We start from the raw sequence: 21,058 nt of genomic DNA, 5'->3' as shown, positions 1-21,058 counted from the left end.
GTGTCCAAACCGTCCGTGTGGGTGAGCCTCGCCGTGGGGCTCGTGCTGGGGTTCGTGGGGGGACGGGTGAGCCGTCCCGCAGATGCAGCCGGTGGAGGCGCCGAGGTTCGCGGTGCGCCGTCAGCGGCGAAGGCGCCCGGGGCGCGGCAGCGTCCGCCGGTTTCTCCCACCGTCTACAAGGTGCCGGTGGACGGCTCGCTGGCGGCCGGCGCGGAGGACGCGCTCGTCACGCTGGTGGAGTTCTCCGACTACGAGTGCCCCTTCTGCTCGCGCGGGCACGTCACGGTGAAGCAGCTCCAGCAGAAGTACGGCAAGAAGCTGCGCGTGGTGATGAAGCACCACCCGCTGGGCAACCACTCGCGCGCCCGGCCCGCCGCGCTGGCGGCGCTGGCCGCGGGGGAGCAGGGCAAGTTCTGGGAGTTCCATGACACGCTCTTCTCCAATGCCCGCGCGCTGAAGGACAGCGACCTGGAGCGCTACGCGCGCGAGCTGGGGCTGGACGTGGAGCGGTGGAAGAAGGACCTGGCGGACCCGCGGCTGGCGGAGCGCATCCGCCAGGACGAGGCGCTGGCGATGAAGGTGGGCGCCACCGGGACTCCGGCCTTCTACGTCAACGGCCGCTTCATCAACGGCGCGGTGCCGCTGGAGGTCTTCACGGGCGTGGTGGACGAGGAGCTGGGCAAGGCGGAGGCGCTGGTGAAGGGCGGCGTGCGGCCGACGGAGGTGTATGCGCGCGTCATGGAGAAGGGCGTGGAGCGGCCGCCCGCGCCGGCGGCGCCCGCCGCGCAGCAGGAGCTGCCGCCGCAGAAGGTGGACGTGGGCAACGCGCCGGCGCGCGGCCCGGCGAATGCGCCGGTGACGGTGGTGGCCTTCTCCGACTTCGAGTGCCCGTTCTGCTCGCGCGCGGTGCCGACGCTGAAGACGCTGGAGGAGGAGTACGCCGGCAAGCTGCGCGTGGCCTTCAAGCACCAGCCACTGCCCAACCACCCCAACGCGAAGCTCGCCGCCGCCGCGTCCCTGGCCGCGCACGAGCAGGGCAAGTTCTGGGAGTTCCATGACCTGCTCTTCGCCAACCAGCGGCAGCTGGATAGGGCGTCGCTGGAGGGCTACGCGAAGCAGCTGGGCCTGAACGAGGCGCGCTTCAAGGCGGCGCTGGACTCGGGCAAGCACGACGCGCAGGTGACGGCGGATGCGAGCGAGGGTGCGCGCGTGGGCGCGTCCGCGACGCCGACGTTCTTCATCAACGGCCGGCCCGTGGTGGGCGCGCTGCCCATCGACCACTTCCGCCGCATCATCGACGACGAGCTGAAGAAGTCAGGCGTGGCGGCGCGGTAGGCCACCACTGGGGTGCTCGGGAGTACGGGTTCAAATCCCGTACTCCTCGCCATTGAGAGCCCAGCAATCCTCCGGGGTTGCTGGGCTTTTCTTTTTGGCGGTCTCAATCGGTGAACGCACCAGTCGGGATGCACGGCAGGGCGGCGTGCATCCGGAAGGTGCCCGGTGGAGCGCCGCAGCCGCTACGTCCTGCTGCTGCACCTGCCCGAGGGGCGCACCGCCCCCCCACGTGCGTGAGGCCCTCACTCACCAGATTCGCCAGCTGCCCGACGCCTTGCGCCGCACCCTCACCTGGGACCAGGGCAAGGAAATGGCCGAGCACGTGCGCTTCACCCTCGACACCAACGTCCAAGTCTACTTCTGCGACCCCCACGAAGCGGAGCTCCCAATTGTGGACGTCGCCATCCGTGAACCCGCTCCAGGGCGAATGAGACGCCTGGTGGAGGGGGAAGCCAGGTCTTCTGCTGACCCGGGCGCCGGGTCGTCATGGCTCGTACGGACCTTTGAACGGCTTCCACTTCCTGAAGAGGCGTGTCGCTGGCCATCAACAGCTCGAAGACGCGGAAGGAATTGCTAGAAGCCAGCCCTTGCAAGGTGAGCAGCCGAGCCAGGAGTTGCTCACGGCCTCGGTCGCGGATGTCGCATCATGGGCCTGCCTGCGCGAGTACGTCCGCGAGCGGGGCCGCCGCCTCGTAGCCTGCCTTCGAGGCGGCGACCGCTGTTCTGTTACCGCGAGGCGCCCTGGTATCCGAGCCTCGAGGTCAATCGCACGTATCCCGCCGTGGCCGGCCGAGCATCTTCTCGGGGAGCATTTTCTCGGCGGTTGGATTGATGGCCTCGTTCCTCCCGGTCTTCCTCCCCGCCAGCGTGTCCAGCAGCGACATGCAATGAAGCTGGTAGGGCGGCTCCCGAATGGCGTCGGGATTGTCGGTGGGCTTGTAGTCCCGCCGATAGGCGCGGTTGGCCTTCCGATAATACTCCACCGCCTCCCGGAGCTGCCCATGCCGCTCGGCAAGCTGGCCGCGCGCGCCCCAGCACAGTGTGTCCGCCGTCGCGGCATTCCTGACCAGGAATTCATCCAGGACGGCAACCGCCCGCCGCGGCTCGCCAAGCGCCGCGTGGTAGTCCGCCTGGGCCCGCACCGCATCACAGGCCACGGAGCCCGTCAGCTCCGCAGGCGCCTCGCGCACCGTGAGCTGGGCACTGTAGGGCCCCTTGACCCGCCAGCTTCCTCCGCCTCCCTCCACGCTGCGCGGAGCCAACTCCGCCTCGATCTCATAAACACCAGGCAGGATCTTGGCCGTCTCGGCTGGGGACAGCACGAAGTGAACGACCCGCTTGTCGGCCGGAGTTCCTCGACGGCTCACCACCAGTCTCCCGGAGGTGTTCGCCGTGAGCTTGAACGGCCAGCCAAGGAAGGGCGGGCGGGGCTTGCCTCGGAGTGACTCCCTCGGGCGCTGCCACGCATCCAGGCGAAGATGACGGTGCCAGTCCGGTGCGAGCACGGTGTCTCGCGCGCCGTCAGCGTCGCCACGCTCCGCATGGACGATCTCCACGTCCACGACGAGCGGCCACCCGGGGACCAGCGTCTCCGGTTTGGGCGTGACGTAGAGCCGAGGGTACTCGGGCGGAGCCTGCGCTGGGGATTGAGCGGCAGCCAGAGTCCCCCCGAGGCACAGCAGAAAAATCCAGATGCCTGCCAATCGCCTCATCATGGCGTCCCTCCCGAAGGATGTGCGTGGAAGTCGTTGATACAGGTGCGATGCATACAGTTGCCACGGCCCGCCGCGGCGTTCCCATGCCGGGAAGGGCGAGGACTGCCGTCGGGGTAGGTTCGGTTCGAATTGAAGTCCTTCCCCATCCCATCCAGGCACAGGGTCACGCCGTAGGGCTCTGGGGACAAGATGTAGTACCGCACGCCCGGCTCGGACGCGCGCTCGATGCCAGTCGCGATCGGGTAGCGCATGAAGCACGTCTCGTCGCCACTGGCGAGGCCCTGCAGCTTCGTGGAGAGCGTGACTTCGGTGGACACGGAGGAGGAGAAGACCTGCCCTGTTGCCTCCAGCTTCAAGATGACTGGCACCCCCGTCGTCGTCGTCGAGTCTGCGGTCTCGTGGAAGGAGCCATCGGGGCGAAGCGCCCAGTAGGCGTCCCGGATGCCGCCTTCTCCATGGTGCGGGATGTTCACGGCGTGCCCCAGTTCGTGCGCGACCGTCCACACCAGCTTGTCCCCCGTCGCCCTGCGGGAGAGCTCGATCTGAGAGATATTCTTCGGGCTGCTGGGGCCGCCATATGTCTGCGATATGGGACTCAGTGCGTTGCTGGAGAGCCGCAGCACGACGGCGTGCTGGTCCACCTTGTGACGGCCACCTTCCTCAAGCGTGTTGAGGTTGATGACCCGCTTGGTTGCGTCGTAGTCCGTGTGGTCCATGGGGGTCTCGAGGTCCTGCCGCGTGAACGCGGAGTGCACCTTGAGTCCGGAGGCGGTCGCGAAGCGCTGGATGCCGCTGTCGATGTCCGCCTTCAGGCTCTCACTCGTGTCGTTGAGCACCATGAGGTCCACTTCGGCGGGGCGCGTATCGAACCAGATATTGTTGGCGAAGAAGCCCCTGTACTCCTCGTACATCGTCAGCCCGTCTCCGAAGTGCCCGTCCCCCGCACCTCCCGCGAGCTTTTCCTCGTCGACGAAGTCTCCCGCCGCGCCCGCGCCGTGGTCCTGCATCCACTTCTCCGCCACGTAGGAGTCAGGAGCGCGCTTGGGAATGCGCATGGGGTTGTCGCCCGTGTCGCGGAAGCGTGCGGTGATGATGGTGCCATCCTCAAGCTCCGCCTCGGCGGTGACTTCTCCATACGCACCGGAGTCGAAGGAAGAGAGCTCCGCGCTCGCGAACTCGTACAGGCTTCCCGGAGCGGTCTCCACCCGGTCCTTGTTGACGAACACCATGCCCAGCGCCTGGTTCCGTGCCTGCTCGAACTGCAGGTCTTGCGGGCTGTTCTCGGCGTTGTACAGCGGGGCATTCATGGCGATGCCGGGCACGGAAGAGGATTTCAGGAGCTTGAAGGTAATCTTCCTCGCCTTGGGCAGGGGCGCAGAAGTGGAGCTCGGCAGGGGAACCAGGATTGCCTCAAGCTTCAGGTGGGCTCCCCCGGTGGTGGGCGGAGCACCCGAGCCATCCCAGTAGGTCGCCAGGGGCCTCCAGTTCTCGAGGTTGACGGCATCGATGACCAGCCGGACCTCCTGCTTGTTGCTGAAGCGCCAGGTATAGGTGTCCCGCCAATGATGATCGCCACTGGAGCTGGTCTCGACCCGTGAGCCATAGATGATGTAGCTCCCAGGGGTCGCTCCGGGCAGCCAGTAACCTATCTCATCGATTGCGGCGACGATGTCCGCCTCCCCCGACATGCCCTGCTCCTCAGGCCCCGAACAAGTACTCTCGTAGGTGGTGGTGTGGGACGACTGCTCCAGGATGGTATCCCATGGGGTGACCATGAGGACGGAGACACCCTCGTCGAAATCAATCCCAACGTCGATATCCGCCTCGACGACCCCGGAGCCGGAGGCCAATCCGATATCGGTTGTCGTGTCAGTGCAGCCGTCGCACAAGCTGGTGCGTTTGTAGACCGACCTGGAGGTCCTCTTTCGCGACGCCGCGAAGCGGGCGCCTGTGTCGTCCGAGACGATGTCATGCAGAAGCATGTCGCGGTAGCTCGTCTCCGACGATGAGAACGAGACACATCCCGGGGATGTTTCTGACCAGAACGAGTCCTCCCACTCCTCACGGAGCATGGTGTACGCCCCGTACCAGGTCTCGTCCGTGAGTCGCGTGAAATTCTGCGAGAGCCGTGGTGCTTCCTCATTCGAAGAGCCACATCCAGCCCAGAGCACCGCGTACAGCGCCAGTAGACAAATTCGATTCATATCCCCCTCAGTGGCGCGCCATCGGCCGGTGACGCGGCAATTCAATCTGGTTCTTTCAAAGCATTGTTGAGGAGTCAAACATAAGCAGCTCTCGGCATGCATTTAACGAAGCCTAAGAGGGTGTAAATCATTGCTGGAGAGTGGAGTTATTTGTGGACGCAAAGTGCCGCTGACGGTGCAGCCAGGAGCCTTCGCCATCCAGGACAACTCCGGTGGCATCTACGTGAAGCTGGCGCAGAAGCTTGACTTCAGGCTGGGCACCCGCGTTCGTCATGGTCCTGTCATGATGCCCGCGAAGGGCCGCGCCTCGTGCATCATCTCCGCGCGGACTGGCTCTCCCTGGCTGGACCCGTCTTCCACAGGACCGACCGATGCGAACTCCGACGCGACCCTTGCTGCGTCCCGTAGCAGTCCTCGCCGCCCTTGCCGTGCTCGTGACAGCCCCAGCGCTGGCAGCGGACGCCCCCGCCACGCTCCCAGCCACCCCAGCAGGACGGCAGGCCGCGGCGCTGCTCCAGGTGTTCAACGAGGGAGACGGGCCCAAGATGCGCGCCTTCATCCAGGAGCACTACGCGAAGACCACCCTGGCCCAGCGCCCCGTCGAGCAGCACCTGGGGACGTACGGGGGACTGTGGATGAACACGGAGGGGCTCACCCTCCGGAAGGTGGAGTCGTCGAGCGAGCGCACGGTCATCCTGGTGGCGCGGGACAAGCTGGCCGGTGACGAGGTCCGGCTGCAGGTGGACGTCGAGGCGAAGGCGCCGCACGGCATCACCGGTGTGAAGGTCCAGCCCGTCGCGAGTGACAGCGGCCGCCCGCTGACCGATGAGGAGGTGGCCAAGGCCACGCAGGCCTACGTCGAGAAGCTGGTCGCGGCGGAGGCCTTCTCGGGGACGGTGCTGATTGCTCGCGGGGACAAGCTCGTCTACCAGGGGGCCTTTGGCCTGGCGAGCCGGGGCTTCCAGGTGCCCAACCGGCTGGACACGAAGTTCAACCTCGGCTCGATGAACAAGATGTTCACCGCGGTGGCCATCGCGCAGCTGGTCGAGGCCGGGAAGCTGTCATTCCAGGACAAGGTGGGGAAGGTGCTGCCGGACTACCCGAACAAGGCGGTCGCCGGGAAGGTGACCGTCCATCAGCTCCTCACCCACACCTCGGGGCTCGGCAACTTCTTCAACGCCAGATACGACGCGGCGGACAAGAGCCGCCTGCGGGAGACCCAGGACTTCCTCCCGCTGTTCGTGGATGAGCCGCTCGCATTCGAACCGGGAGCGCGCTGGAGCTACAGCAACTCCGGGTTCGTCGTGCTGGGAGCCATCATCGAGAAGGTCTCCGGGCAGAGCTACTTCGACTATGTGCGCGAGCACATCTACAAGCCCGCCGGAATGACCCACTCGGACTGCTATGAGATTGACCGCGACCCGCCGAACCTCGCCGTCGGCTACACGAGCCAGGGCCCGGGTGGGCAGCAGAGCGACAAGCGGGAGTGGAACAACCTCTTCCTCCACGTGGTCAGGGGCGGCCCGCCCGGAGGCGGGTACTCGACCGTCGGGGACCTGTGGCGCTTCTCCCAGGCGCTCCAGGCAAACAAGCTGCTCGGCGCCAAGACGACGCAACTGCTGACCACGGGCAAGGTGCAGCCCCGTCCCGAGCACAAGGACGACAAGTATGCCTATGGCTTCGAGGATGCGCAGGTCCAGGGGACCCGCATCATTGGCCATGGCGGTGGCTTCCCGGGCATCAACAGCAAGCTCGATATCTACCTGGGCAAGGGCTACACCGTCGCGGTGATGTCGAACTACGACCCGCCGTCCGCCGGGCGCGTCGCCCAGCGAATCCGCACGCTGCTCCTACGGTGAGCCGCTGTCCACGCCCCTTAGAGCGAGAACAAGTAGGGGCGCTGCTCGGGGACCCGCTTCACGCGAAGGATGTGGCTCTGCTCCACGGCCATCCGGGGCACCGCCACGGGCCGGGGAATGCGGAGGATGCCGGGCACGTCCTCGCTGGAGAAGACATACCGGCCCTGCTTGTCCTTGCGCGTACAGCCCACCTCCAGGAGGAGGTAGTGCTGGATTTGCTCGGGGTCCGGGGTCCCCCAGTTGAACTTCGCGAGCGCGTCCGCGGTGAGGCCATACATCTGCGCGACGCTCTCCAGCGTCTCGCCATCGGAGACCTGGTGCTCGGCGATGCGTGCCAGCACGCGCGTGGACGAGGACTGCTTGCCCTTGCTGCCCGCCTTCGAGGGCTTCTGCTGCGACCAGGGGCCCCCCGTCCGCACCAGCGCCAGCGTGTTGTCCAGCGTGGCGCCGTCCAGCACGGACAGCACGTTGGCCGCGCCCTGGGGCACGTCCTTCAGGTCGATGCGGCCCTCCGAGTCCGTGGTGGCCTGCTGCTCGGACTCGTCCCCGAGCTGGATGCGCAGCTGGATGCCGGAGATGGGCACGTCCGTGACGTCGTCCACCACCTGCAGCCGCAGCCACAGCGGCTCCGTGTCCACGACGGGCGGCGCCACCTCGGGCACCTCCCCGAAGTGCGGCGCAACGGTCCGCTCCGGCAGCGGCACGCGGGCCAGCCGGAGGAGGCCGAACGAGAACAGCGCGCCCGCCTGCCTGGCGACCTCCTCCGCGCTCAGCGACGTGAAGGGCCGCGCGGTGAGATGACCATGCGAGTAGACCAGGTCCCGCAACACGCGCAGGTTCCGGTCCTCCCGGGCCCACTGGAGCAGGCGGCTCTCGAGCGACCACCCCCGCCCCACATTCATGAGCTCATGGGCCTCGGGAACCGGGTCCTGCATTTCGAGAATCACGTACTCGCGCAGGCCATCTCGCAAACGATGACGAAGATTCATGGTGAGAGAGGCTCGAGACAGACCCTGACATGCCCGTCTGACAAATGTCGATGTCGCATGAAATGATTCATCCGGGAGTCACGCCGCACCCCTGCCAACGCGACAGGATTTCCGGTAGGACTGCGCCAGAGGGTGCGCGCAGGTGATTGCAAAACGAGGAAGCCTCGCCGGTCTGTCGGTTTTGTTTTTGATTGCTGCTTGCTCTCGCGGCGAAGGCATGGGCTGCGGTGGGGCGAGGCAGACCTCCGCCCTTCAGGATGGTGGAAGCACGGCCGCGGTCACCGCGGCGGCTCCCGAACCCAAGGACCCGGCGGCGCGGCTGGAGGCCACCCGGCAGGCACTGGCGAAGCAGCCCGGGGATGCGGCCGTCCAGGACGCCTTCGAGCGCGCCTGGCTCGACGTGGAGTTCCTCGCCCTCGACGAGACGCTGAAGGGCCACCAGGGCAAGGCGGCACCGCTGGACTTCGGTGACTGCGCGGGAGCGCCCGCGAAGGACTGCATCGCCTCGCGCATCGGCGGGCGCTACGACAGCACGTGGACCCGCGCCGAGGTGCGCGACACGGCGGTCCTCCTGCTCGTCTTCCACGGCCGCTCCGACCATGATGAGGATACGGAGTCAGGCAACGAGCTGGTCGTGTTCCACGGCAGGCAGGTGTCGAAGCCGGGGGCGCCGCTGAAGCTCGACGTGGTGTCCCGGAAGACCGCCAAGGTCTCGGATGCCCTGGGCGTCGCACTCGGGCGGCGGGCCGTCACACCGGACGTGAAGGACGAGAACATCCTCTGGGGCATCCGCTTCGCGCCCCTGAGCCCCAAGGCCTTCTCCATCGCCGCCTCGCTGCCGGACGAGTGGGTGATGCGGGTCGAGGGCCCCAACATGGAAGAGGTCTTCGTGGGGACTCCCGGCAACCGGGGGCGCTGGTTCATCCACAAGGAGCCGCGGCTCCGGATGGCCTGGCTCTCACGCTCGGAGCGGGACGGCCGCCTCGTGCCGCTCCCCGACGTCACGAAGAAGGGAAGCACCTACCAGCTGGGAGACTCCCGGCTCCGCTGGGACGCGGAGACCTCATCCGTGGGCTACCTGGCTCGCGGCAACACGAAGGACAAGGGCGAGGCGTACCTCCCGGCACGGGAGGAAATCGGGCTCATGTCCACCCGCTCGCGGCTCCCCTCGCCGGAGGAGGCTCCGGAGGAGCCGTGGACGGACGAGGAGCTGTCCTGGCCGCAGGCGGTGCGCCGCCACCTGGTGAGCTGCACGTCGCGCTCGGCGCGCGAGCTGAAGCCCGGCCTGTACGAGGCGCGGTGCGGCTGCGGCAACCCCTGCGGATACTCCACCTTCGTGGACGTGAAGGGCGGGCGCACGTCCGACACCTTCTGGCTCCCCCTGGGCGTGGATGCCGAGCGCGAGCGCGTCGCGGTCTCCACCGAAGCCTCCATGCCCATCCGCATCGTCGGCATGTTCGACGGGCGCGAATGGAAGGTCATCCGCAGGCCCGCGGGCGATGCGCTGGAGCTCTCCCACATCGCGGAGGTCACCTTCGCCGGAGACCGGCTGCGCCTGAAGTACAGCGACCGCCGCTGGCAGGAGGTCGAGGAGGACGTGGAGCTGCCGCGGTCAACGTCTCGCGATGGAAGTCCGAGCCCGCGGTGACCCGAAAAATCACCTCGCTACGAATATGCAGAGCAAGGTCGCCAACCCACACCTCGAGCGAAACCCTGGCACCCGGGATACGGGGCTGTCCGGGCCTTCATGGGCATGAATAGCCAGGCAGGCGGAGCCGTCCTTGACGCAAGAACAGAGCCTCCTTCAGGCTCCGGCTCGCCCACCCACGCGCGGCGAAGGAACGGACGATGAAGCAGATGACCCGCCGGCTCTCCCTCTGGTCTGCCTGCCTGCTGGCCCTGGGCTCCACGCCGGCGTGGGCCCAGCAGCCCCCATCCACCGGCCCCCTGTTCATCCAGGGCTCCGAGGTGAACCTGCGCGACAAGCCCGCCACCACCGCGAAGGTGGTGGGCAAGGTCGCCATCGCCACCGCGTGCCAGCACGTGAAGGACGCACCCAGGCAGTGGGTGCGCATCAAGTGCGGTGACGTGGAGGGCTTCACGCTCAAGTCGCTCGTCGGCGCACAGCAGCCCACGGCCGAGGCGCTCCTGGCCCAGGCGCAGGACACCACCCTGGACCTCCGGGTGCGCCTGGACGCCGCCACGCGCGCGGCGACGCTCGCTCCGGACAACGAGCAGGCGCTGAAGCTGCTCTCGGAGCGCTTCTTCGACGTCAGCTTCGACCAGCTCGCCAAGGACCGGGAGACGCGCCGGAGGAAGGGCGGCTACCGCGAGACCATCAAGGTGCTGCGCAAGGTCCTCTTCGACCTCCCCGTCGTGAAACGCGAGACGGGCCAGGCAGGCATCGTCCGAGAGCTGGAGAAGATTGAGTTCGACTGGCACCGCATCGAGTTTCGCGACGGTGCCTTCGTCAGCGCCATGTACCGGGGCGAGGCGCTCGTCGTCCATGCCGGCTACTTCGGCTCCCTGCACTGGACGGAGATTGACGATGCTGACGAGGATTTCCTCGTCAGCATCGTGTCGCGCGGCAGCTCCCAGGTCTCCGAGGTGCTGAAGCGCGCGCTGCGGCAGGGCGCGCGCGAGGCCACACCGGATGCTGGCAAGTATTCCGAGGTGCATCAGGAGTCCCCCGACATGCCGGCGCTGAGCCTGGAAGCCCTCCAGCTCTATCAGTCGCTGCCCGACCGCTGGTACCAGCTGTCGCAGCGGCCCTCGGGCAAGCGCTTCCTCAATGTCGGCTGCGGACTCAAGGGCGCCGAGCTCCGCGTGGACCTGTACCGCCGGGCGAGCATCTGGTGGCACAAGGTCATGGGGCCGGGGGAGTCCAACGACGAGGTGTGGCGGGTCGTCGATATCTCGAAGACCGCCACCGGCTTCCAATTCCAGCTGCGAGTCCTGGGGGGATTCCAGAAGACGCTGACGCTCACGTGGCCCACGGCCGAGGCCAACGTGGCTGTCTGGGAACTGAATCCCCACGGCACACCCGCGAGCTACCTCGCCGCGAACAGGAAGCACCGATTCGAGGTCGACGACACCTCGTGCAGTGAAGGCCCGTAGCGCCACGGGGGCCGTGCATCAGAGGGGGAGTATCGTTTCATGGGGCTCAAGCGTCAGTTCTATCTGAAGGAAGACAGCGAGGGTCTCGGTGTCGACGAGAACATCGTGGAGAAGCAGGGCAATACCCTCCTGCGCGTCTTCCCCGTCGACAACTACGAGTTCCCGGAGGAGGTCAAGAGCAAGGCCCGGGAGTGGCATGTCCTCAAGGTCCCGCTCCTGGGGCAGCAGGTGCTGGACAAGCCGGAGCAGGCACCGGACTGGTGCGGGCGGACCTCCGCCTCGATGCTCTACAACTACTTCCAGCTCATCAAGGGAGGGGACCCACGCGCGCACTACATCACGCACTCGCGCGCGGGAGACCCGGAGTGCCGGCTCGACCTCCGGTATCCCGGAGGAGAGCGCGCCTTCTTCAGTCCTCCCTACGACGACTCCCTGCCGAAGCGGGGCTGGACCATTGCGCCCAAGGGCAGCTACGAAATCCAGTCCAGCACCGGGTACCAGGAGAACGGCGAGATTCCGCGCCCCGTCAGCGAAATCTTCCCCGCCCAGGAGCCGCGTCCCGCGGGGGTGGGCGGCATCCTGCGCTATCGAACCGCCACCAAGCTCACGGACGAGGTCGGCAACCTGCTTCCGGAGGGAATGCGGCACGAGGTCGACGCCATCCGCACCAGCGAGGAGCGCGCGCGGGAGCGCTTCGCCCACCTCATCGACAGCCTGCGCGCCAACAACCCGGTGCTCATCTACACGGGCATCGGGTTCAGGAACCAGCAAGATGATGCCGACCCCCGCCACATCATCGTCATCTGTGGCTACTGCATCCTGGAGCTGGGGGGCACGCGGCAGCTCTGGCTGGTGACCGCGGACCCCTCCACCAAGTCCGGGCTCGCGAAGGCGTTTCTCCCCGCGCCCGCGCCCGACAAGAGGGTGGACCTGGGCCACAAGCTCGAGCCCCACCATGCGCTCTTCCGGATGCGCTCCGGCGTCCTGGACAAGAAGTACGGGATGAAGGGCTTCGCCTCCTTCAACCTCGTGCGCGCCACGGCCTTCTTCGAGAAGAACCCGGAGGTACGCAAGACGCCGTACGACCGCATCCTGGACCACTCGGACACGCACTGCGGGCGCTATGCCTTTCGCGCAAAGCGGACCGAGGTCCCCCCCGAGGTGGTCGACAGCAGCTTCAGCCGGCCGAAGTACAGCTTCCCGCTGCGCGGCAGCACCGGCTCCAGCCACCCCTGGCAGAACTATTACAACAACGAGTCACTCGACACGGGCATTGGCGGCTACTACGTGCTCGGCCTCCAGCGGAACCTGCATGGCGGCGTCCACCTCTTCCCGCCGCCTCACCTGGAGCTCGCCCCGGTCAGCGCCGTGGCCCCGGGCTATGTCGTCGCGGCCCGGCTTCCCGGCCAGCACTCCGCGAGCCTCCAGCCAAGCGTCGCCGAGGCGCTCGGCAACTGGCCGGGCTTCGTGCTCCTCCGTCACGAGCTGCAAGAGCTGCCCGACACGCCAGAGACCCAGGACGGCAAGGGCGCGTTCTACACGCTCTACATGCACCTGCGCTCGCCGGCGTACCCGGCCTCCAACGACCCGAAGCAGGTCCGGAGCGCGGAGCTCAGGGGCTACTTCAAGGACGTGCCCTGGTTCAAGAAGCTGTACCAGCAGCGCTTCGGCGCCTGGGTCGCCATCGCGGAGGACGCGGGTGCCCCGCCCGGCACGCTGCGCTGGTCCGCGGTGCCCGTCGACGAGGAGGACCGGAAGCTCGCGGAGGCGGGCACCACCAAGGAGGCCAAGGCGTATGAAGTGCTCGCGGAGGATGGCTCCACCGAACCCATCACCATCCGCACCGCGGAAGGCCGGGTGCTGTGGCTCTACAAGCCGCCCACCGGGAACCTCCAGGCGGCGCTCGACGCGCTGACCGGCGGCAAGGTGGTCACCTTCGACGAGCCCTTCTTCCCGGTGAGGACCGGAGAGGTGCTCGGCTTCGCGGGCCCGCTCCCCGGCGAGCGGGCCACCCCCGCGCCGAGCTTCCAGGTGCCCGCCGACCCGGACGTGCCGGGCCGGCGCAAGCAGTTCACCCTCCGCTCGGGCTTCCTCCACTTCCAGCTCTTCTGCCCCCAGGAGGAGAAGAAGAGCGGCATCCGGCTGCTCGAGAAGCTGATGGAGCGGCTCGAGCTCGGCGGCGAGAAGTCCACCGGGCTCGTCGAGGTGAAGGAGGACGGGGAGGACAACTTCCTGGAGGTGACCGAAATCGAGGAGCACCTCAAGACGGCCCTCCCCCAGGAGGACCAGGGCCCCTTCTCCGAGGCCACCGCGGCGGTCTTCAAGGCGGCCAGCACCATCCAGCGCAGCAGCCTGAACTACGGGTCGGTGGTCGCGTCGATTCTCGACAAGAACACCTCGTTCGCGCCCGAGGGCGACAAGCCCGACTGGAGCTCCCCGTGCTGCCGCTTCGCCTACCCGCTGAAGCTGGAGGTGGAGCCCCTGTTCCTGCCGAAGCCCGAGCAGAACACCCAGGTCACCGGGGGAAGCTACAAGCTGGAGGTGTGCTTCGAGCAGGAGGTCCACGGCGCGTGGCGGCGCCTGGAATGCCCCCGGGGCGGCTGCGGCGGCAGCGATGAGCTGGGCCGGAAGGTCTGCAAGCCCGGGGTCCTCGAGCTGGACGCGAACAAGCTCGCCTCCGTGAAGGACGGCGTCGTCCCGCTCTCGCTGAGGGTGCCCGCCATGGCGGAGCGGATGACGCTGAAGGCGAAGGAGGGCTTCTTCATCGAGCAGTCCGTCTCGCTGCAGGGCGCGGATGGCCGCCTGCTCGCGCAGGGCATCACCCGGCGCTGGCGCAACGTGCGGCTCGTCCAGAAGAACGAGTGGACCTCCGACAACGTGCAGACCGTGCTGAAGAAGGTGAACGACGCGCTCGGCATCGACACCGAGGAGGCGGCGAAGAAGAACGTGGCCGAGATTGCCTGGTGCGACCCGGCGAAGGAGGTGCACATCGCGCGCATCCCGCCCCTGGGCACCAAGCAGCCGCCCGAGCCGGCGCGTGCGAAGCTCTTCGCGGCCGACGGATGGCTCGCTCCCGCGGGCAAGCTGGAGAACCTGCACCCCGTGTCGGGGGTGTGGCTGCTCAACGTGCTGGACAAGCAGAAGAAGGCCTGCGTCCGGGACGAGTGGTCCGTGCCCCTGTTCCGGCAGGAAGACCCGAGCCCGCTGTGCGCCGGGTGGGTGGCGAAGAAGAACGAGCTGACCGTGGGCGACATGGTCGCCGCGGTCGTCATCGACGAGGACTTCGGCTACGACCCACAGAACCGCGTCACGCTGCTCGCCCGGCAGGAACCGCATGAGCTCGTGCTGGCCACGGGCCGCGAGTTCGGCCCGGGTGGCAACATCGTCCAGGAGGTCCAGGCCTCCTTCTGGGGCGAGTGGAACCTGGTGGTCGCCGACACGGCCAGCCCCCCGAAGGACCTGGAGCCCAAGTCCCAGCCGCCCTTCCTGGCGCGGACGGTGTCCGTGCCCCGGCCCAGGCTCCAGGGGGAGCAGGCCGTGGGCGAGGCCGTGGTCACCGAGCGCCCCCTGCGGCAGGCCGACGGGAGCTGGCGCTGGCGGCTCTCGTTCGAGGGGCCGGCGCCCAGGGAACTCTCCGGCTTCCTCCTGTTGCGGACCGACACGAGCAACACGGGCCCCGGCAGCCCCTACCCGGAGCGGGTGCTGCCCATCACGGCGCGCGCGCTCACGAACGGGGAGGTCCCCGCCATCGACCCGAAACGGTTCGTGTTCGGCGAGGATGACCGGAAGGACTTCATCGTCGACCTGACGGAGGAAGGGAAGGAGATCTTCGACGGCGCGACGAGGCTGTACGTCTTCGATGGCCACGTCCGGTACCTGGACTGCTACAGGGCCATGGACATCCGCGTGGGCTGGGCACTCGTGAAGGGGCTTCGCCTGCTCGCGAAGAAGCTGAAGCGCAAGCTCCAGCTGACGTATCTGAGCAAGGACGGTCATACGTGCCGCTTCAAGAGCAGCGAGGACCTCCAGCTCTTCGAAGTCACGGGAGCGAAGAAGGTGGCACCGTCGGGTGACGATGGCGTGGAGCTGCAGTTCGAGCCCGCCGTGTGCGACGACCCGAAGCTCGCCGCCTCATGCGTCTTCGACGAGCAGCACCAGACCCTCCTCAACACCCCCCTCACGGCGAGAGACGTCGAGCTCGGCCCGGTGAAGTACAAGGCCTTCCAGGACCTGTACCGCAAGCTGTACAAGGTGAACCTGCACAAGGGGCTCGCCGCGGCGCTGTGGCACGCCGAGAAGGCGCTCGGGCCGAAGCTCGCCCTCGTCATCGAGCGAATCGATGGCTCGGGCATGAGCTGCATCATCGACGCCTCCGGGAAGGGTGCGGTGGACCGGGTGCACGCGGCGGCGGCGGCGGGCGGCTTCGAGGTGACGGAGGCGGACCCGACGCGCAAGTCCCGCCTGCGCCTCACCGTCAACCCCGCGTCGGCCAACTGGATGGTGGCCACCTTCCACCCGGGCCCCATCTTCAACAGCCTCAACCAGAGCGAGCTGGCCCCCGGTGTCGAGCTCTTCTACTGGTTCGAGTTCGTGGCCCTCAACGGCCAGCCCCTCCTGTACCGGCACCCCGGAGAGAACACCGGCGAGGGGGATGGCTCGCTCACCCTGGCGGAGCTCGAGGCGCTGAAGGCGAAGACGACCGAGCCCATTCGCGCCACCCACGCGGAGCCCGGCCGGTACCGGAAGGTGGCCTTCCAGGGCCCCCTCTCCTTCAAGCCCGCGCCGAAGACGGGGAGCTGCGAGCTGGAAATCTCCGCCATCGCCCGCGGCGCGCCCGAGGACCTGGCCCGCTACACGGCCACCTTCTCGCGCAAGACGGCCAAGGGGAAGTGGGAGCCCCTCAAGGGCTTCGCGAAGCTGCGGCCGGAGAAGCTCGAAATCCACGGGGAGAACACCGCGGCGGACTGGCTGCTCGCGGCGCGCGTCCCCTATCCGCAGGGACCCGTCACCGGCGCGACGGAGTACAAGTGGGAGCTGGCCGCGGCCGAGGGCTCGGACTGCGAGCCCCGGCAACTGGAGGCGGCGGGCGCCCATGACTTCACGCCGCGGTGGGTGGGTGACCTGAAGGTGGAGCAGGTGGGCGACACGCTGGAGCTGCGCTGCCACGGCGAGGGGCTCGAGGTGCCCGTGCCGGGCCTGACGACCAAGGCCGCATGGAACGTCGCCCGCGAGTTCGAGCTGGCCGTCTCTCCGGAGGAGGTGGACCCGCACGTGGCGAGCCTCGAGCCGAAGCTGTCGGACCACCTCGAGTACGCCACCCCGTCCTACCGGGCGAAGCGCGGCGGCTGCGACCTCCAGGGAGACTTCGTCGCCCGGGTGGACCTCAAGGCGCTCAAGCCGGAGGTGGCCTACACCTTCACCCTCCGGCGCGTGGACAAGCTGCCCGTGCGGCAGACCGTGATGCCCGACAAGAGCGCGACCTTCACGCGCCCGCCGGAGCCCCCTCCGCCCGATACGGAGGTTGCCCCGACGCCCGACACGGAGACCGCCCCGGTGCCCGACTCGCGGCTCCCCCTGACGACGCTCGACTCGCCGCCCGAGGAATAGACAGCCATGTCACAGACCCAAGCCACTCCGGCGCCGGAGTCAGACGGCGACTGCCAGTTCCCGCTCGGCTATGACGGCGTACTGCGCATTCGCGCGGCGCCGCACCTGGTGCTCACGCCCAGGCCGCAGAGCCAGCCCACCCTGCTGGGCCTGGAGGACTGGCAGGTGATGGTGGGCGGCGGTTGCGAGAACCTGGCGGGCAACGTGCCCTGCCGGCTCGAGTGGATTGTCCGCGGTGACAGCTTCGCCGAGAAGCGGCTGATGCACCGGCGCGAGACGTGCCTGGTGCCGAACGGCGACAGCTTCCTGGTGCGGGAGAAGAACGGAGAAGGCACCCAGCCGCTGAAGGTGGCCGTCTTCGAGCTCGGGCTGCTCGGCACGGGGAGCCTGGGCTTCCGGGTGGAGCCGCTGCTGTTCGGCAACCAGGGCTTCGAGGTGAAGCCCGGGGCCCCGGCGTCCATTCCCTTCGACCTGGCGGCGCGCATCGACTTCGGGCTCGCGCTCGAGGAGCTGTCGTTCGGCTGGCTGCCCGACTTCATCGAGCGCAACGTCCGGAACCATCGGGTGGGCTCGGTCATGCAGCTCAAGCCGGACTTCAGCCCCCTCTTCAACGGGCTCGTGGCCACGGTGGACATCTACCCCACGCCCGTCGAAGGCGTGCCGCCCGACAAGAGCGCGACGGTCCACGTCGAGTGGGAGATTGGGAGTCCCGAGGCGACCCAGGAGCAGCTGTGGCGCATCGGCTACCTGGCAGTCCGCGACGAGAAGGGCGAGGTGCTCGACAACCGGCTCGCGGCGCTCGGGAACATGGAGTCCTCCGAGACGCTGTCGTTCCAGTACCAGCTGAGCGTCTCCAAGAAGCCCCCGGCCCCGCCGCCCCCGCCTCCCGAGCCGCCGAAGGGCAAGAAGGCCGGCAAGAAGCCACCGCCGCCGCCACCACCGCCTCCCGTGGAGCAGATGAAGGCGGACCCGCGGCTGGCGCTCGTCGTGCCCCGGCCGCGCTTGAAGACGTTCGCGGTGTCGCTGGACGGCGGCAAGCTGGCCGTCCGCGGCGAGTTCGAGAACTTCAGCGACTCCGTCATGCTGGACCTGACGGTGAAGCCCTACGTCCGCGTGCCCCAGGGCGACGGCTGGCGGGTGGAGGAGCTGGATGACCACTTCCGCAACCTCCTCGAGAGCAATCGCAAGCAAGCGAGCTTCCCCCTCCGGCACACGGAGAAGCAGTTCGCGGCCGTCAACGTCTGCCTGCCGGACGATGTCTCGACGCTGCTTTCGGAACTCGAGACGGTGTCGGTGTCGCTGGAGAAGGGCGCCTTCGAGCGCGAGCTGTTGGACCTGAAGCGGCTGCCGCGGCACTACGTGGAGGTGCTCGAGCAGGCCAGGGGGCTGCAGGTCTTCGCGGCGATGCGGCCCACGCCGGTGGCGGGTCCGCGGGAGGTGCCCTTCTGGGCGCTCGCGGACTACGAGGCGAGCGAGCCCGGCGGCTCCAGCGGCTTCGCGGCCTTCGAGGGGGGCATGTTCGTCTCGCGGGTGCTCGCCACGGGCGTGTGCACGGCGAACACGGTGGACCTGTCGGGCACGGTGGCCCGGCTCATCTCGCCCATGCCCGTCGTCCCGCCCGAGCTGCAGGAGGAGTTCACGCTCTTCGTCAGCACCATCTGCGGCGAGGCCATCGGCCAGAGCGAGCCCGCGTGGAAGGGCGTGGCGCACACCATCATGAACCGCGTGGCGCGCAAGTACGAAATCTGGGCGGAGTGCCTCACGCCGACGGAAATCATCAAGCGGACGGGCTTCGACGGCCACAGCCACCCGAATGCCGACCATGCCCGTGCGTACCTGAAGTCGCCCGCGACCGCGTCGCTCCTGTACCGGGACAAGGTCGCACGGCTCATCAACGCCGTGACCCCCATCTACATGCGCATGGCTGGCAACAACTGCGGGGACGTGGTCTTCTTCTACAGCCCGGAGGCGCAGAAGGCGCTGCACAAGAAGGACTCCAAGAAGTACACCAGCGAGATTCCCGCCTTCGTCGAGCAGGACCCGGGAGGCAGGAAGGAGCTGGTCGAAATCACCTCCAAGGTCCTCGGCGACGTGAAGCACGACTTCAAGTTCTACGCCTTCAAGCGCCCCGAGCAGAACCGGCGGATGACGCTGGAGGAACTCGAGCAGGCCAAGGCGAAGCGCGTGGCGAAGAAGGCGTAGGGGGCCGGGAGCAGGCGCCATGGGCCTGCTCCCCGGACTGACAGAAGGCGGCTCAGAACATCGACAGCTCGTACGAGCGCACGGTGCCTGTGTTCTCGTTGTAGAGCAGCACGTACGGCTTGCCGCCCTGCATGAACGGCACCACGGCGGTGGCGCTCGCGAACGTCGTGCCGGCGAAGGCGTCCGCGGAGGTCGTGCCGTCGAGCCCGAGGCGCTTCGTCGCGGCGCTGCCGGTTCCAGGCTGATACGCGAGGACGTGGCCCGGCCCGTTGAAGTCCAGCGCCTCCAGGTTCAGCCCCGTGGCCAGCGTCTCGATGGCGAGCACGCTCACCCCATTGGCCAGAATCCGGTCGTAATGGATGGCGCCCGTGGAGGCGTTGTACACCACCAGGTGCGGCGTCCCGCCGATGTCATGGCTGGCGAAGTGCGTGAAGCCCGTGCCCCACGTGCCCGTCCACGTGGTGGTCGAGTCGCTCCCCGTCGCGTTCAGCTTCTCGTAGCGCACGGCCCCCGTGTTCTTGTTGTACAGCAGCAGGTAGTTCTCACCATTCATGACGAACGGCTCGATGGTGGTGAGCCCGGCGGGCCAGGTCTTGATGGCCTTGATGATGGGGCCCTGCAGGTTGCTGGGGAACGTGTCGTAGTGCGCGTCGCCCGTCGTGCTGTTGTAGGCGATGAAGTACGGGTGCTTGTTGATGTAGTACGGCGCGAAGTGGGTGAAGCCGCTGCCCCACGTGTAGCTCCACACGGTGTTCGTGCCATTCGCGTTCGCGTAGAACGTGTCGAAGTGCACCGCGCCGGTGTTGCGGTTGTAGGCCAGCTGGTGGGGCTCGCCATTCAGGGTGAAGGGCATGAGCGACGTCCAGCCAGCGCTCCACGTCCCGCTGAACACCTGACGCACGGGGCCGGCCTTCGGCAGGCTGAGCGACAGGCCATCGACGTGGTCCACGAAGAACACCTGCGTGGTGGGCGACACCGCCGGGTCATAGCGAACGAAGGTCTGCGCCTTCTTCCCATTGGGGAAGTCCCACGCCACGACGCTGCTCGCGGCGATGCCATCGAACGTGCCGATGAGCGCGACATCGGACGTCACCGAGACGTTGTAGCGCTGCCCATCGCCCACGTCGTTGATGCGCAGCGGGTACGTCCCGGGCTGGTAGCCGCTGAACGCAACCTTGTGCTGGCTGTCCCGCATGAACGTCATCCGATAGCCGCCGAGCCTCGAGTCCCACACCTTCTTCGGGGTGTAGCGGCCGTACGCAATCATCATCGCGAAGCCGGCGTTCATCTGCCCCTTGATGTAGTCATTCGTGACGTGCAGCGTCCCCTCGCTGAAGTCGCGGTAGGCGGCGCCGACGGTGTCGTTGACGAGGACGCTGGTGCTCCAGGCGCAGGAGCCGTAGACGTCCGGGTTGCAGCCGGCGGGGAACTTGCGGACCGTCGTGAACGCGGTGTCGAAGTCCTTGAGCATCTCGTGGAAGTACATCGGCACCGTGGCGTTGGCCCACCGGTACTGCTGCGTCACCTGCTCGTAGACCTTGGTGGTCGTCAGCGGAGGCGTGCCACCGTTGTTGCCCGCCACGATGCTGTCCCAGGCCAGCGTGCGGTCCACCAGCGGGCGCGTGCTGGTGCGGTTGGCGAGCGCCGTGTTCAGCACCGTGGCGATGGACGTGTCGTAACATCCCCAGGGGCTCATCCACTGCACGTCGACGTCAATCAGGCTGCTCGACTGATGCAGGAGCGGCATGTTGAGGACGGTGCACGTACCGCCCGTCCCGGTGGGACAGTCCATGGAGCTGCCGACCTGGACGCCCTGGCTCACCTCGCCAGTGAGGACTTCGCCGGAGTCTTCGAGTCCCTCCGGCCCGGCACAGGCGGCGAGCGACAAGGACAAGGAGACCACGACGCAAGCGGATGGAATCTTCGTTCGGAGCCCGGTGCGCACGCCGCTTCGAGACTGCTGCATGTGAAACACTCCCTTGAGGTGTTGTTCGGCCTCCAGGGAACGGGCCTCGCGCAAAGTCTTCGGT

Annotated in this window: 10 protein-coding genes; 6 read left to right on the top strand and 4 right to left on the bottom strand. The window is 67.7% G+C overall.

The window, feature by feature from the left end; translation table 11 throughout:
* The gene (locus LXT23_RS37215) at window positions 1-1,335 is read left to right on the top strand and encodes a DsbA family protein (RefSeq protein WP_253985180.1); all 1,335 of its coding nucleotides are present in this window, start codon (window positions 1-3) and stop codon (window positions 1,333-1,335) included.
* A gap of 761 nt (window positions 1,336-2,096) precedes the next feature.
* Here LXT23_RS37215 and LXT23_RS37205 read toward each other — a convergent pair.
* Entirely contained in the window at window positions 2,097-3,050 is a 954-nt protein-coding gene (locus LXT23_RS37205) for a tetratricopeptide repeat protein (RefSeq protein WP_253985179.1), read from the bottom strand.
* Window positions 3,047-5,254 carry a zinc metalloprotease gene (locus LXT23_RS37200; protein WP_253985178.1) on the bottom strand — a complete coding sequence of 736 codons (2,208 nt, stop codon included), beginning with the start codon at window positions 5,252-5,254 and terminating at the stop codon, window positions 3,047-3,049. Before LXT23_RS37200 ends, LXT23_RS37205 begins: the two co-directional genes overlap by 4 nt.
* 545 nt (window positions 5,255-5,799) lie before the next feature.
* Between LXT23_RS37200 and LXT23_RS37195 the strand changes: the two genes are divergently transcribed.
* Entirely contained in the window at window positions 5,800-7,113 is a 1,314-nt protein-coding gene (locus LXT23_RS37195) for a serine hydrolase domain-containing protein (RefSeq protein WP_253985177.1), read from the top strand.
* 17 nt (window positions 7,114-7,130) lie between these two features.
* On the opposite strand, the gene LXT23_RS37190 is transcribed toward LXT23_RS37195, so the two are convergent.
* Window positions 7,131-8,102: a LysM peptidoglycan-binding domain-containing protein gene (locus LXT23_RS37190; RefSeq protein ID WP_253985176.1), complete on the bottom strand. Its 972-nt coding sequence runs from the start codon at window positions 8,100-8,102 to the stop codon at window positions 7,131-7,133.
* A 217-nt stretch (window positions 8,103-8,319) separates the two neighbouring features.
* Between LXT23_RS37190 and LXT23_RS37185 the strand changes: the two genes are divergently transcribed.
* The 4 genes from LXT23_RS37185 to LXT23_RS37170 all read left to right on the top strand — a co-directional run bounded on the left by LXT23_RS37185 (window position 8,320) and on the right by LXT23_RS37170 (window position 19,028).
* Window positions 8,320-9,750: a hypothetical protein gene (locus LXT23_RS37185; RefSeq protein WP_253985175.1), complete on the top strand. Its 1,431-nt coding sequence runs from the start codon at window positions 8,320-8,322 to the stop codon at window positions 9,748-9,750.
* Window positions 9,751-9,950: 200 nt separating this feature from the next.
* Window positions 9,951-11,219, top strand: a complete 1,269-nt coding sequence (locus LXT23_RS37180) for an SH3 domain-containing protein (RefSeq protein WP_253985174.1) — start codon at window positions 9,951-9,953, stop codon at window positions 11,217-11,219.
* A 39-nt stretch (window positions 11,220-11,258) separates the two neighbouring features.
* Window positions 11,259-16,826 (top strand): hypothetical protein, encoded by a 5,568-nt coding sequence (locus LXT23_RS37175; protein WP_253985173.1) that lies wholly within the window; start codon window positions 11,259-11,261, stop codon window positions 16,824-16,826.
* Window positions 16,827-16,832: 6 nt separating this feature from the next.
* A complete protein-coding gene (locus LXT23_RS37170; protein WP_253985172.1) occupies window positions 16,833-19,028 on the top strand; it encodes a hypothetical protein in 2,196 nt (731 codons plus the stop codon).
* A 52-nt stretch (window positions 19,029-19,080) separates the two neighbouring features.
* Here the strand turns inward: LXT23_RS37170 and LXT23_RS37165 are convergent, their stop codons facing one another.
* Complete coding sequence (locus LXT23_RS37165) at window positions 19,081-20,994, bottom strand: hypothetical protein (protein WP_253985171.1); 1,914 nt, start codon at window positions 20,992-20,994, stop codon at window positions 19,081-19,083.
* Between the last annotated feature and the right edge of the window lie 64 nt (window positions 20,995-21,058).

It is taken from the genome of Pyxidicoccus xibeiensis (assembly GCF_024198175.1).
In the GTDB taxonomy this organism is placed as follows: Bacteria; Myxococcota; Myxococcia; order Myxococcales; family Myxococcaceae; genus Myxococcus; species Myxococcus xibeiensis.
This window is presented reverse-complemented; position numbering and strand designations above follow the sequence as displayed.